This window comes from Actinotalea fermentans, from assembly GCF_007991475.1.
In the GTDB taxonomy this organism is placed as follows: domain Bacteria; phylum Actinomycetota; class Actinomycetes; order Actinomycetales; family Cellulomonadaceae; genus Actinotalea; species Actinotalea fermentans.
Genome location: NZ_BJYK01000009.1, coordinates 301,104 through 314,991, shown reverse-complemented (window position 1 = coordinate 314,991; position 13,888 = coordinate 301,104). Strand labels below are relative to the sequence as shown.

Sequence of the window (13,888 nt, the reverse complement as noted above, 5' to 3'; positions counted from 1 at the left end):
AACCATGACCGACCCGACCTTCCCCTGGCTGACGACGCTGGTCGTCTGGCCGCTGCTGGGCGCCGTGGTGGTGTGGCTGCTGCCCGCCGCCGCCCGCCGCTGGGCGCGGCACGTCGCCGTGGCGTTCTCGCTCGTCGAGCTGGTGCTCGCCGGGCTCGCCCTCGCGGCCTTCGACACCGGCGCGGCCGGCCAGCTCCAGCTCACCGAGCAGGCGTCCTGGATCCCGGCGTTCGGCGTCAGCTACGCGCTGGGCGTCACCGGCATCGGGCTGAGCCTGATCCTGCTCTCGGTGTTCCTGGTGCCGCTGGTGCTGCTCGCCGCCTGGCGCGAGCACCCGGACCTGACCGACGGTGAGGGCGAGGGCGGCTCGCGGATCCGCACCTACGTCGCGCTCGTCCTGGTCCTCGAGGCGTTCATGGTCGCGGTGTTCGCGGCCCGCGACGTCTTCCTCTTCTACGTGCTCTTCGAGGCGATGCTCATCCCGGTCTACTTCATGATCGGGCTCTTCGGCGGCGCCCAGCGCCGGTACGCCGCGGTGAAGTTCCTCATCTTCTCCCTGGTCGGCGGCCTGGTCATGCTGGTCGGCGTCATCGCGCTCTACACGCAGGGCCCGGGCGGCGAGGAGGGCTTCCTCGTCGACTCGCTCGTCGGCACCGAGATGAGCACCTGGACGCAGCGCCTGATCTTCCTGTCCTTCTTCTTCGCCTTCGCGATCAAGGCGCCGATGTGGCCGGTGCACACCTGGCTGCCCGACGCCGCGGAGCAGGCGCCCGCCGGCACGAATGTGCTGCTCGTCGGCGTCCTGGACAAGGTCGGCACGTTCGGCATGCTCACGCTCTGCCTGCCGCTGTTCCCGGAGGCCTCACGCTGGGCGGCGCCGGTGATCATCGCGCTCGCGGTCGTGTCGATCCTGTACGGCGCGTTCCTGGCCATCGGCCAGGAGGACCTCATGCGCCTGATCGCCTACACGTCGGTGAGCCACTTCGGGTTCATCGTGCTGGGCATCTTCGCGTTCACGTCGGTGAGCATCCAGGGCTCGTCGCTGTACATGCTCACGCACGGGCTCTCGACGGGCGCGCTGTTCCTGCTCGCTGGCTTCCTCGTCCGCCGCTGGGGGACCGCGCGGATCGCCGACTACGGCGGGCTCAAGACAGTGGTCCCGGTGCTCGCCGGGACGTTCCTGGTGGCGGGCCTCTCGGCCCTGTCGCTGCCGGGCACGGCGCCGTTCGTCAGCGAGCTGCTGGTGTTCGTCGGCACGTTCGCCGCGCACAAGCCCGCGGCGATCGTCGCGACGCTCGGCGTCGTCCTCGCGGCGATCTACGTGCTGCTCACCTACCAGCGGATCTTCACCGGCCGGACGCGCGAGGAGCTCGCGCCGCACGCCGACCTGTCGGCGCGCGAGCGGTGGGTGGTCGGGCCCCTCCTGGCCGCGATCGTGGTGCTCGGCCTCTGGCCGGCCCCGGCGCTGGACCTGGTGCGTGAGCCGGCCGCGGTCGCCCAGGAGAGCGTGGGCGTGACGGACGCCTCGGCTGAGCACGAGGTGCTGTTCGGGCAGGCGGACGCCGCGTCCGACGACGTGGCAGCGACCGAGGACGGGAGCGACAAGTGACGTTCGAGGCCCCCGACATCCAGTGGGCGTACCTCATCCCGGTCGCCGCCGTGCTCGGCGCCGGCGTCCTCGGCGTGCTCGTCGAGGCGTTCGTGCCGCGCCGGGCCCGCCGGGTCACCCAGATCTCCCTGGCCCTCGTGGCCCTGGCCGGCGCCGTCGTCGCGGTCGCCGCGCTGTGGTCCGACGTGTCCGACTCCGGCGGCGTGAAGGTCCTCGACGGCGCCCTCGTCGTCGACGGACCCGCGCTCGTCCTGCAGGGCGTCGTCGCGCTGCTCGGCCTGGTCGCGCTGCTCGTCATCGCGGACCGGACCGAGAGCGGGGAGGACGCGTTCGCGTCCGCCGTGGCCGCGGTGCCCGGCTCCGACACGGAGGCCGAGGCGACCCGCCGCGGGCTCGCGCAGACCGAGGTCTTCCCGCTGGTGCTCTTCGCGCTCGGCGGCATGATGCTCTTCCCGGCGACGGCGGACCTGCTCACGCTGTTCGTCGCGCTCGAGGTGCTCTCGCTGCCGCTGTACCTGCTCGCGGGCATGGCCCGCCGGCGCCGCCTGCTCAGCCAGGAGGCGTCGATGAAGTACTTCCTGCTGGGCGCCTACGCGTCGGCGTTCCTGCTCTTCGGCATCGCGCTGCTGTACGGCTTCGCCGGGTCGGTCAAGCTGACCGACATCGCCGCGGCCGTCGGCACCCCGAGCGACCTCGACCCGCTGCTCCTCGGCGGCGTCGTCCTCGTGCTCGTCGGCCTGCTCTTCAAGGTCGGCGCGGTGCCGTTCCACGCGTGGACGCCGGACGCCTACCAGGGCGCCCCGACGCCGATCACGGGCTTCATGGCCGCGTGCACCAAGGTCGCGGCGTTCGGCGCGATGCTCCGCCTGGTCTACGTCGTCCTGCCGCCGCTGGAGTGGGACGTCGTCCCGCTGCTCTCCGGTGTCGCGGTGCTGACGATGCTCGTCGGGACGGTCGTCGCCATCGTGCAGACCGACGTCAAGCGGATGCTCGCCTACTCCTCGATCGCGCACGCCGGCTTCATCCTGGTCGGCGTCGTCGCGCTCACCGCGAGCGGGGTCAGCGGCGTGCTCGTGTACCTGCTGGCCTACGGCCTGGCGACCATCGGCGCCTTCGCGGTCGTGACCCTGGTGCGCGAGGTGAACGCCGACGGCGCGGTCGTCGCCGAGGCGACGCACCTGTCGCAGTGGGCGGGCCTCGGCAAGCGCAGCCCGCTGCTGGCGGGCGCGTTCACCCTCTTCCTGCTCTCGTTCGCGGGCATCCCGCTCACCGCCGGGTTCACCGGGAAGTTCGCGGTGTTCACCGCGGCGGTCGAGGGCGACCTGTGGTGGCTCGCGCTGGTCGGCGTGCTCGCGTCCGCGGCGGCGGTGTTCTTCTACGTCCGCCTCATCGTGCTGATGTACTTCACCGACCCGGCCGGCACCCCCGGCGAGGGCACGACGGTCATCGGCGGGGAGGGCTTCACCATCGTGGCCATCGGTGCTGCCGCACTCGGCACGATCCTGCTCGGCGTGCTGCCGTCGCCGATCCTCGAGCTGCTCGCCGACGCGGCGCGCTTCCTGCCGTGACGACGGCGCTGCCCCCGGTCGAGCCCGCGCTCGCCGACGCGGTGACCGCCCGGATGGCGGTCGTCGAGCAGCGGCTGCGGGACGCCGTCGCGCACTCGGACGCGCTCGCCGGGGCGACGTCGCGGCACCTGGTCGACGCCGGGGGCAAGCGGCTGCGGCCGATGCTGACGCTGCTGTGCGGCCACCTCGGGGACGGGGCGGCCGACCAGCTGGTCGACGCCGCCGCCGTCGTCGAGCTGACGCACCTGGCGACGCTCTACCACGACGACGTCATGGACGCCGCGCCCGTGCGGCGCGGGGCGCCGTCGGCGCACGAGCTGTGGGGCAACCAGATCGCGGTGATCACCGGCGACCTGGTCTTCGCCCGCGCGTCGGCCATCGCGGCCGGCCTGGGACCGGAGGCGATCCGGATCCTCGCCGCGACGTTCGAGCGGCTCTGCCTCGGGCAGCTGCACGAGGTCGCCGGCCCGGACGAGGGCGCCGACCCCGTGGCGCACTACCTGCAGGTGCTCGCGGACAAGACGGCGTCGCTCATCGCGACGTCGGCCCGGTTCGGCGCGATGTTCTCGGGCGCCGGCCCTGACGTCGAGGCCGCGCTCGTGGCCTACGGCGAGGCGGCGGGCGTCGCCTTCCAGCTGGCCGACGACGTCATCGACCTCACCTCCGACGCCCAGGTCACCGGCAAGACGCCCGGCACGGACCTGCGCGACCACGTGCCGACGATGCCGGTGCTGCTGCTGCGCGAGCGCGTCGCGGCCGGCGGCACGGCGGCCGACGCCGAGCTCCTCGCCCTGCTCGACTCCGACCTGTCCGACGACGCCGTGCTCGCGGGCGCCGTGACGGCGCTGCGCGCCCACGACGTGGTCGCGGAGACGCGGGCCCGGGCGCAGGCCTGGGAGCAGCGCGCGATCGACGCCCTCGGGCGGCTGCCGGAGGGGCCGGTGCGCGAGGCGCTGGAGACCTTCACGCACTCGCTGGTTGACCGCAGCGCCTGAGCGACCGATACATCCCACGGCGGCGCCATCTGCCGAGATGTCCAGCCGCCAGGAATGTCCGAAGGATCACCCTCGGTCCCCCAGCGAAGGGGGAGCGAGGTCGTTACCCTTCGGTGACGGCGCGCGCGGCGCGCCGCTGCCGTGAGTGAGAGGACGCGCGTGCGGACGTCATGGGGGTCGGCCACGGACCGTGGTCTGGTACGCCGCATCAACGAGGATGCGCTGCTGGCGTACCCGCCCGTCTTCCTCGTCGCCGACGGGATGGGCGGCCACTCCGCCGGCGACGTCGCGAGCCGGCTCGCCGTCGAGGAGTTCGCGCAGCTCGCGGGCCGCGCCGCGGCCGAGCCGGACGAGATCCACGCGTGCTTCCGGCGCACCGCGCGCCGCCTGCGGGACGTGGTGGACGCCGGGCGCACGGCCGGGACGACCGTCGCCGGGGTCGCGGTGGCGGCGTACGACGGCGCCGAGTACTGGCTCGTCTTCAACATCGGCGACTCGCGCGTGTACCGGCTCGCCGACGGCCGGCTCGAGCAGATCAGCGTGGACCACTCGGTGGTCCAGGACCTCATCGACGCCGGCGAGATCGATCCGGCCGACGCGAGCGTGCACCCCGAGCGGCACGTCATCACGCGCGCCATCGCCACGGACGCCGAGCCGGCCCCCGACTACTGGCTCATCCCGGCCGGGCCGACCGACCGGCTGCTCGTGTGCACCGACGGCCTGACCATCGAGCTGCCGCACGAGCGCCTCGAGCGGGTGCTGGCGACGGTGCCCGACCCGCAGCTGGCCGCCGAGCGCCTCGTCGCCGAGGCCGTCGCGTCGGGCGGCGCCGACAACATCAGCGCCGTGGTCGTCGACGTCGCGACGGTCCAGCCCGGGGGCGGCGCGCAGACCGAGCTCACCACGCCTGCGCCGGCCCGGCCGGCCGCCGCGTGGATCGAGGAGATCGACGGCGCGACGGTGCCGCGCTACTCCCGGACGGAGGGGCACTCATGATCGTCCCCAGGTACGCCACCGGCGCCTGGTTCGCGGTGGTCACCGACGGCACTGTGGCCCTGCTCGAGCCCGACACGTCGGCCGCCGTCGTGCACGACGTGTGGCAGTCGCTGCGCGACGGCGCGGACACGTCGGCCCAGCTCCAGCCGCTGCTCGCGGGCGGGCTCGCGGCCATGCCGCCGTTCGCCCTGGTCACCGTCGCGGGCGGCACCGTGCGCGCCATCGTCCGGGGCGGCGTCGTGGTCGAGGTGGTCGCTGCGGACGGGTCGCGGGAGATCACGGGCGGCCGCGCCGCCACGTGGGTCGAGGAGGTCGTGGCCGACGCGCGTGGCGTGACGGTCCGAGCCACCGACGCCGGTCCGTCCGACGCGGCGGCCGCCGCCGAGGGTGGGCTGCCGGTGCTCTCGGGCGTCGTCCGGGCCGGCGCCGTGCACGTGGCGCTCCGGGACGGCGCGCCGGGGCTCATCGACGCCGTGCCGCCGGCCCGCGTGCCGGAGCCGGAGCCGGTGCCCGAGCCCGTGGTGGCTCCGGAGCCGGAACCTGAGCCCGAGCCGGAACCTGAGCACGAACCGGAGCCTGAGCCTGAGCCCGCGCCGGAGCCCGAACCGGAGCCGGAGCCTGCGCCGGTTGCCGCGCCCCAGCCGCTGCGGGTCGCGTTCCCGCCGGCTGCGCCGGTCCCCGCGCCGGTCCCCGCGCCCGTGGCCGCTGCGCCTGCCGCGCCTGCAGCGCCCGCAGCGCCCGCCGTCGCGCCGCCCCCGCCGCCGCCCGCGGCCCCCGCGTTCCCGCCCGCCGGCGGTGCCGCGCCCACCGACAGCCTCGAGCTCCCGCTCGTCCTCACGGGCGCGCCCGAGGACGAGGACCACGACGGCATGACGGTCCTGACGTCGGACATCGTGGCGCTGCGCGGTCAGCTGCCGCACCTCGACGGCGGCCCGGGCCCGCTCTCGGTCGCGTCCCCGCAGGCGCCGCCGCCGGCCCGCGTCGTGCTCTCGACGGGTGCGGTCGTCTCCCTCGAGCGACCCGTGCTCATCGGCCGGGCGCCGCAGGTCGCACGCGTGTCGAACGCGCAGCTGCCGCGCCTGGTCACGGTGCCGAGCCCGACGAGCGACATCTCGCGCACGCACGCCCAGGTGCGCCAGGACGGGGACGACGTCCTCGTCACGGACCTGCACTCGACGAACGGCGTCCTCGTGACCCGGCCGGGCGCCGCCCCGCAGCGGCTGCACCCGGGCGAGCCGTCCGTCGTGGTGCCCGGTGACCTCGTCGACATCGGCGACGGCGTGACGTTCACGGTGGAACTCGGGTCGTGAGCGCCAAGCGCGAAGCCTCCACCCCGCCGGCGATCCGGGGGTTCCGGCCCGTCCGGCTCCTCGGCATGGGCGGGTTCGCGGACGTCTTCCTGTACGAGCAGGAGATGCCGCGGCGGCTCGTCGCGGTCAAGGTGCTGCTGGCGAGCGCGCTCGGCGACGAGATCCGCGAGCGGTTCCGCGCCGAGGCCGACCTCATGGCCACCCTGTCGCACCACCCGTCGATCGTCACGGTGTTCGGCGCGGCCATGGCCAGCGACGGCCGGCCGTACCTGGTCATGGAGTACTGCTCCCGGCCGAGCCTGGGCGAGCGGTACCGCAGCGAGCGGATGAGCGTCGCCGAGGTGCTGCGGATCGGCGTCCGCCTGGCCTCGGCGGTGGAGACCGCGCACCGCGCCGGCATCCTGCACCGCGACATCAAGCCGGCGAACGTCCTGGTCACCGACTTCGGCTGGCCCGCGCTGACGGACTTCGGCATCGCCGCGACGACGGCCACCGCGGCCGTCGGCATGTCCATCCCGTGGTCGCCGCCCGAGCTCCTCGCGGACGACCCGCACGGCGACGCCCGGTCCGACGTCTACTCGCTCGCCGCGACGGTGTACTCGCTCCTGGCGGGCCGCTCGCCGTTCGAGCTGCCGGGCGGGCCGAACACGGCCGCCGACCTCGTCTCGCGCATCGAGCGGGCGTCGCTGCCGCTGACGGGCCGGGTGGACGTGCCCTCGAGCCTCGAGGCCGTCCTCGCGCGGGCCATGGACCGCGACCCCGCGCGCCGGCACCACTCGGCGCTCGCCCTCGCCCGGGCGTTGCAGCAGGTCGAGGCCGAGCTGAGCCTGGCGCTGACGCCGCTGGACCTGTCGGACGAGGCGGGCGACGCCGCGACCCCCGACCGGCCAGCGCCCGGCGAGCCCACCCCGGGCACCGACCAGGCTACGCGGCTGCGGCCGATCACCGCGGTCGCCCCGGACGGACCGCCGCGCGGCGCCGTCCCGCCGCCCGCGGACCCGGTCGCCGCGGCGGCCGTGTCGGCGATCGCGGTGCCGACCGCCGTCGCCGACGCGCGGACCGCGGCCGGGCCCGACGGCGTCCCCCTCGCGTGGCGCGACCAGGCCGCCGTGCTGGCCGAGCGTCAGGCCCCCGTGGCCCAGGCGCGGCGCGGCCGGCGGGTCGCCGCGGGGGTGGCCACCGTCGTCGTCCTCCTGGGCGCGGGCGCCGCTGCCGTCCTGGCCACGCGGCCGCCGGACACGTCCGAGCCCGAGCCCACGGGCTCGCAGCCGCCGCCGATCACCCGCGCGGTGCCCGCGCCCACCGACCTCGCCGGCGCCGTCGTCGGCGGGGAGGCGGTGTTCACCTGGGCCAACCCCGACCCGCTCGAGGGCGACCGGTACACCTGGGCGCGGCTCGACCCGGCGGGCGTGGCCGGCCAGGCCGAGCTGGTCCAGACGGCCACGCTCAGCGTCCCGGCCTCCGGTGAGGACGTCTGCGTGGAGGTGGCCCTCGTCCGGGCCGACGGCCGGTCCTCCGCGCCCGTACGGGGGTGCGCCGACTGATGAGGGGGCTCGGGGGGCGCTGGCGGGACCGCAGGGCGGACGACGCCGCGAGGGGGGTGCTCGACGGCCGTCGTCGTCGCCTGCTCACGCGGGCCGCATGGGGCACCGCGCCGGCCGTGCTGGCCGTGTTCGCGGTCATCAACCCGGGCGCGCCCGTGTCCCAGATGGACCTGCACGACGGCACGGTGTGGCTGACCAACCAGACCGACCTGCGGCTCGGCCGGTACAACCCGGTGGTCGAGGAGCTCAACGCGGGCCTGATCGCCGGGGGCAGCCCGTTCGACGTGCTCCAGGACGGCTTCGATGTGCTGCTCGTCCAGCAGGGGACCGTGGCGGTGGTCGACCCGGCGAACGTCGCGCTCGCCGGGCAGACCTCGATCGGCGGCGGCACGCTGGTCTCGATGGCCGCGGGCACGACCGCCGTGACGCGCTCCGCCGACGGCAACGTCTGGGCGCGGCCGACGGCGATGATCGGCGGCCTGCGGGTCGACGTCGACGAGCCGGACCTCGAGCTGGGCGAGGGCGGCGCGGCCGTCGTCGCCCGCAGCGGCGCCGTGCTCGCCGTGGACGCCGAGGGTGCGGCGTACCGGGTGCGGGTCACGCCGGAGAGCAACGTCGCCGAGGAGGACGGCCGGCTCGACGGGGGCGCGGGCGCGGGCATCGACGCCATCACGGCGGTGGGCGACGAGGTGGTCGTCCTCTCGGGGACCACGCTGCACACGCGCTCGGCCAGCGTCGACCTGTCGCAGTACCAGGGGCTGATCGAGCTGCAGCAGCCGGGCCCGGCGGCGGACAGCGTCCTCGTCGGCGTCCAGGGCGCGCTGCTGGACGTCCCGCTCGACGGCGGCGAGCCGCGCGTCCTGCCGGCCGGCCAGGGCAAGCCGTCCGCGCCCGTGCGCGTCGGCGCCTGCGTGCACGGCGCGTGGGCGTCCGCGACGCAGAACTACCTGCGGGTGTGCGGCGACGACGCCCCGGTGGTCGAGGACCTGGCCGAGATCGCCGCGACCGACGAGCTGGTGTTCCGCGTCAACCGCGACGTCGTCGCGCTCAACGACGTGGGCGACGGCCGCCTGTGGCTGCCCCTGGTCGACGCCGAGGTGCGCGAGCCGAACTGGACCGACATCCAGGAGGACACCGAGGACGAGCCCGACGAGTCCGAGCGCGAGGCGGTCACCGCCGAGACCCTGCAGGCCGAGTGCAGCGCAGACGCCGCGCCCCCGTCCGCCGTCGACGACGAGTTCGGGGTGCGCCGCGGGCGCACGATGATCCTGCCCGTCGTCGACAACGACGCGTCGTCGGCCTGCGGCATCCTGGCGATCGACACCTACGAGGACATCGAGGAGTCGTTCGGCACGCTGACGCCCGTCTACGGCGGGCGCGCGTTCCAGCTCACGGTCAGGGACGACGCGTCGGGCAGCACGAGCTTCCGGTACACGGTGATCGACGGCCGCGACACGGCCGCCCCGGCGACGGCCCTGGTCACCCTGACGGTCCGCGGCGACGGCCAGAACGAGGCCCCGGCCCAGCTGCGCGTGGGCGCCTTCACCGTGGAGCAGGGCGGCATCGGCACGTACGACGTGCTCGCCGACTTCCGCGACCCCGACGGCGACCCCATGGTGCTCGTCTCGGCCGTCGGCACCGGCGGCAGCGCCCGGGCGCGCGGCGACGGCCGGCTGCGGTTCCAGGCCGACGGCAGCGCGCTCGGCCGGCAGGCGATCACCGTGGTGGTCTCCGACGGCGTCGCGTCGGTCGAGGGCACCCTGTACGTCGACATCCGCCCGGCGGGTTCGCTGCCGCCGGTCCTCGAGCCCGTGCACGTGGTCACCTACGTCGACAAGCCGGCGACCGTCAACGCGCTCGACTACGTGCGCAGCCAGGGCCGCGAGCCCGCGCGGCTGGCCGGCGTCGAGGAGGTCGTGGGCCTCGAGCTGAGGACGGACCTCGACGCGGGCACCTTCACGGTGACCGGCCGCACGCCCGGCACGTTCTACGTGCCCTACGTCATCACCGCGCCGCCGCAGCAGGCCACCGGCCTGGCCCGGGTGGACGTCCTCGAGGCGCCGCAGGAGCTGCCGCCGCCCACGGCCGTGCTCGACGTCGCCCTGCTCCCGCCGGGCGGGGAGGTGACGATCGACCCGCTGGCCAACGACACGGACCCGACGGGCGGCGTGCTCGTCGTCCAGAGCGTGTCCGTACCCGGCGAGAGCCCGCTGCGCGTCGCGGTCCTCGACCACCAGCTGCTGCGGATCTCCACGACGCGCACGTTCGAGACGCCCGAGGTCTTCACGTACACGATCACGAACGGGCTGGACACCGCGGTGGGCCAGGTCGTCGTGCAGCCCGTCCCGGCCGCCGCGGGCCAGCAGCCCCCGGTCGTGCCCGACGTGACGGCCACGGTCCGCACGGGCGGCGTCGTGACGATCCCCGTCCTCGAGGGCGCGTTCGACCCCGACGGCGAGCCCCTCACGCTCGTGCCGACGCTCGTGGAGGCGCCCACCGCCGGCCTGATGTTCATCTCGGGCGACGTGCTGCGCTACCAGGCGCCGAGCACGCCGATGGAGGTCCGGGCGACGTTCGAGGTCAGCGACCCGATGCGCAACGTCACGGCCGCCACGGTGACCATCGCGGTGCACGCGTCCGACGCCGAGAGCAAGGCCCCGCCGCGCCCGGTCGACCTCACGTCGCGGGCCTACGCGGGCGACGAGGTCACCATCGACGTGCCGCTCGTCGGCATCGACGACGACGGCGACGGCGTGACGCTGCTCGGCGTGGACCAGCCGCCGACCAAGGGCCTGGTCAGCTCGGTGGGGTCCGACTCGATCGTCTACCGGGCGCTGCCCGGCGAGATCGGCACGGACACCTTCACGTACGCGGTCGAGGACTGGACGGGGCAGCGCGCCGTCGCCACCGTGCGCGTCGGCATCGCGGCGCGGCCCTCGGGCGCGGTGCCCGTCGTCACGCGCGACGACGCGGTGACCGTCCGCCCGGGCCAGACCATCGAGGTCCGCGTGCTCGCGAACGACGACGGCGGCGGCGCCGGCGAGCTCACGCTCGACGAGGCGCTGACCATCCAGCCCGAGGGCGTCGTGGCGCGCACCGAGGGCAGGCGGATCCTGGTGGAGGCGCCCGACGCCGAGGGCGTCGTGCAGATCCTCTACACGGCCCGCAACGACCGCGGCGGGTACGACACCGGCGTGCTCACGGTGACGGTCGACGAGGACGCGCCGTTCCTGCCGCCCGTCGCGGCCGACATCGTGGTGCCCGCGGTCGACACGATCAACAAGACGCAGGTCGCCGTGAACGTCATGGAGACCGCGCAGAACCCGAGCGGCTCGCTCGCCGACCTCACCGTCGAGGTGCCCGTGTCCGCCGGCGCCACGGCCGTGGCCCCGGGTGACGGCACCGTCGTCGTGACGCTGGTCGACCAGCCGCAGACGCTCCCGTACCTGCTGGTCAACGAGCACCCCGACGCCGGTCGCGTCTCGTCGTACGCGTTCATCACCGTGCCCGCCCTCGGCGACTTCCCGCCGATGCACCGGCCGGGCACCGACGACCTGTCCGTCATCGCGGGGGAGCCGCTGACGCTCGAGCTCGCCGAGCTCGTGCGCGTCGCGCCGGGGCGGTCCCCGCGCATCGGCGACCGCTCGCGCGTCGTGGCCACCAAGGCCGACGGCTCGCCGCTCGTCGTCGACGACGACACGCTGCGCTTCACCGCGCGCGCCGACTACTCCGGTCCGGCGTCGGTCACGGTGCACGTCACCGACGGCCCGCTGAGCGACCCGACGACGCACGACGCGACGCTGACCTTCGAGATCATGGTCCTGGCCCGCGAGGAGCACCCGCCGACGTTCACGCCGTCGGTGCTGGAGGTGCCCCAGGCCTCGTCCGGGCGGGTGGACCTGGCCGTGTTCACGTCCGAGCCGGCCAGCGTCGACGAGGACGCGGCGTCCCGGTACACGTACCGGCTGGGCACCCCGCTGCCCGCGGGCTTCGACGTCTCGCTGGACGGCTCGATGCTCGTCGTCGCCGCGCAGATGTCGACGGCCCGTGGCACGGTCGGCGCGATCCCGATCGAGCTCGGGTTCGGCGGGACCGAGCCGCTCGCAGTCCAGGTCGACACCCGCGTGGTGGCGAGCCGGGAGCCGCTCGCGCGCGTCCTCGACTTCACGGTGCCCGACGGCGTCGAGGGCGGCGAGTCCGTGGTGCGGGTGCTCGAGGGCGCCTTCAACCCGTTCGCGCCCAGCCCCCTGTCGGTCGTCTCGGCGACCGTGGAGACGCCCGGCGCCGGCACGGCTCACGTCAGCGGCTCGACCGTCGTCGTCAACCCGGCGGCGGGCTACATCGGGCAGCTCGTGGTGCGTTACACGGTCAAGGACGTCCTGCCGGACCTGGACCGGATGGTCGAGGGTCGCATCACCGTCGTCGTGCGCGGCAAGCCGGCGACCCCCGCGGCGCCGCGGGTGGTCGAGTCCCGCGACCGCGCGGTCGCGCTCGCGTGGGAGCCGCCCGCGAACAACGGCGAGCCGATCGACTCCTACCGCGTCACCGCGTCCGGCGGCCTCACGCAGACCTGTCCCTCGACCGCGTGCACCATCACGGGCCTGACGAACGACGTCACGTACACGTTCACCGTGGCGGCGCACAACGCCGTCGGGTGGTCCGAGCCGAGCCCGGCCTCGGGGGAGGCCCGGCCGGACACGCAGCCGCTCGCACCCGCGGCGCCGCGCGTGGAGCGCGGCGACCGCCGCCTCGACGTCAGCTGGACGCCGCCGGAGAACCCGGGCTCGCCGATCATCGACTACCTCGTCGAGATCAGCCCGGCGACGCCGTCGGGCCAGACGTCCTTCACGACGTCGGCGACGTCGATCCCGATCACGGGCCTCGCGAACGGCACGGTGTACTCGCTGCGCGTGCGGGCGCGCAACAGCGCGCCGCAGCCGGGTGCGTGGGGCCCCGCGGCGACCGGCAAGCCGGCCCGCGTGCCGGACGCGCCGCTGTCGCTCAGCGCGACGGACGCGTCGGAGGGCTCGAGCATCGCCGTGACCTGGGCGGCGCCCCCCGACGGTGGCGAGCCGATCGAGGAGTACGAGCTCCGGGTCGACGGCGCGCCCCGCGCGGACGCCTCCTGCGGGGTCACGCAGTGCACGTTCCCCGCCGTCCAGGGCCACCGGTACACCATCGAGGTGCGGGCCCGGAACGCCGTCGGCTGGTCGCCGTGGACGTCGACCCAGGGGCAGATCTGGGGCCGGCCGGGACAGGTGCCGAGCGTCGAGGCCGTCGACAGCTCCGGGCCGTGGAACGACCCGGGCCAGGGCCGGGTGCGCGTGACGTGGCAGAGGACGAACGAGACCGGCGGCGACGGCATCGACATCGACCACTACGAGATCACGCTCACCGACGCGGCCGGGAACGCGCGGACGGAGACCCGGGACCGTCACCAGACCTCCATGGAGTTCTACAACCTGCGCGGCGGCGCCTACACGGCCACCGTGACGGCCGTGAACACCAAGGGCGCCCGAGGGGACTCGCGCACCTCGGCGCCGGTCACCGTGGTCACCCTGCCGGGACAGGTCCTCGGCGCCGAGGTGGTGGTCGCCACCGAGACGAGCGTGACGATCAGCTGGCCCGCGGTCGCCGACGGCGGTGCCGCGGTGCAGTACGGCTACCGGCTGCAGACCGGCGGCAACAAGTCCAACGGAGACGCGACGACGCTGACCCTGACCGGCACGTACGCGGATGGCGACCGGTTCCGGATCACGCTCTGGGCGACGAACGCCGACGGCGAGAGCCGCGCGCAGGACTACGACTTCACGCTCGAGATCGAGGGGCCCACCCCTCCGCCAGAAGGAGAAGGCACACCGTGACG

General features: G+C 75.0%; 7 protein-coding genes. All 7 read left to right on the top strand.

Going from position 1 to position 13,888, the window contains the following annotated elements:
* Window positions 1–4 precede the first annotated feature (4 nt).
* The gene (locus AFE02nite_RS13370) at window positions 5–1,609 is read left to right on the top strand and encodes an NADH-quinone oxidoreductase subunit M (protein ID WP_034247052.1); all 1,605 of its coding nucleotides are present in this window, start codon (window positions 5–7) and stop codon (window positions 1,607–1,609) included.
* A complete protein-coding gene (gene nuoN, locus AFE02nite_RS13365) occupies window positions 1,606–3,177 on the top strand; it encodes an NADH-quinone oxidoreductase subunit NuoN (RefSeq protein WP_034247051.1) in 1,572 nt (523 codons plus the stop codon). Before AFE02nite_RS13370 ends, nuoN begins: the two co-directional genes overlap by 4 nt.
* Complete coding sequence (locus AFE02nite_RS13360) at window positions 3,174–4,172, top strand: polyprenyl synthetase family protein (protein WP_034247050.1); 999 nt, start codon at window positions 3,174–3,176, stop codon at window positions 4,170–4,172. Before nuoN ends, AFE02nite_RS13360 begins: the two co-directional genes overlap by 4 nt.
* A 159-nt stretch (window positions 4,173–4,331) precedes the next feature.
* Complete coding sequence (locus AFE02nite_RS13355) at window positions 4,332–5,168, top strand: PP2C family protein-serine/threonine phosphatase (RefSeq protein ID WP_146819811.1); 837 nt, start codon at window positions 4,332–4,334, stop codon at window positions 5,166–5,168.
* Window positions 5,165–6,478, top strand: a complete 1,314-nt coding sequence (locus tag AFE02nite_RS13350; RefSeq protein WP_146819810.1) for an FHA domain-containing protein — start codon at window positions 5,165–5,167, stop codon at window positions 6,476–6,478. The genes AFE02nite_RS13355 and AFE02nite_RS13350 overlap by 4 nt, the downstream gene beginning before the upstream one ends.
* The gene (locus AFE02nite_RS13345; protein WP_186814559.1) at window positions 6,475–8,022 is read left to right on the top strand and encodes a serine/threonine-protein kinase; all 1,548 of its coding nucleotides are present in this window, start codon (window positions 6,475–6,477) and stop codon (window positions 8,020–8,022) included. Before AFE02nite_RS13350 ends, AFE02nite_RS13345 begins: the two co-directional genes overlap by 4 nt.
* Window positions 8,022–13,886, top strand: a complete 5,865-nt coding sequence (locus AFE02nite_RS13340) for an Ig-like domain-containing protein (protein ID WP_146819809.1) — start codon at window positions 8,022–8,024, stop codon at window positions 13,884–13,886. The genes AFE02nite_RS13345 and AFE02nite_RS13340 overlap by 1 nt, the downstream gene beginning before the upstream one ends.
* Window positions 13,887–13,888: the final 2 nt, after the last annotated feature.

Bases quoted from the DNA above. Each gene is read 5' to 3' on its own strand.
- AFE02nite_RS13340 (WP_146819809.1), top strand. From the start codon at position 8,022: ATGAGGGGGCTCGGGGGGCGCTGGCGGGACCGCAGGGCGGACGACGCC.
- AFE02nite_RS13350 (WP_146819810.1), top strand. From the start codon at position 5,165: ATGATCGTCCCCAGGTACGCCACCGGCGCCTGGTTCGCGGTGGTCACC.
- AFE02nite_RS13370 (WP_034247052.1), top strand. From the start codon at position 5: ATGACCGACCCGACCTTCCCCTGGCTGACGACGCTGGTCGTCTGGCCG.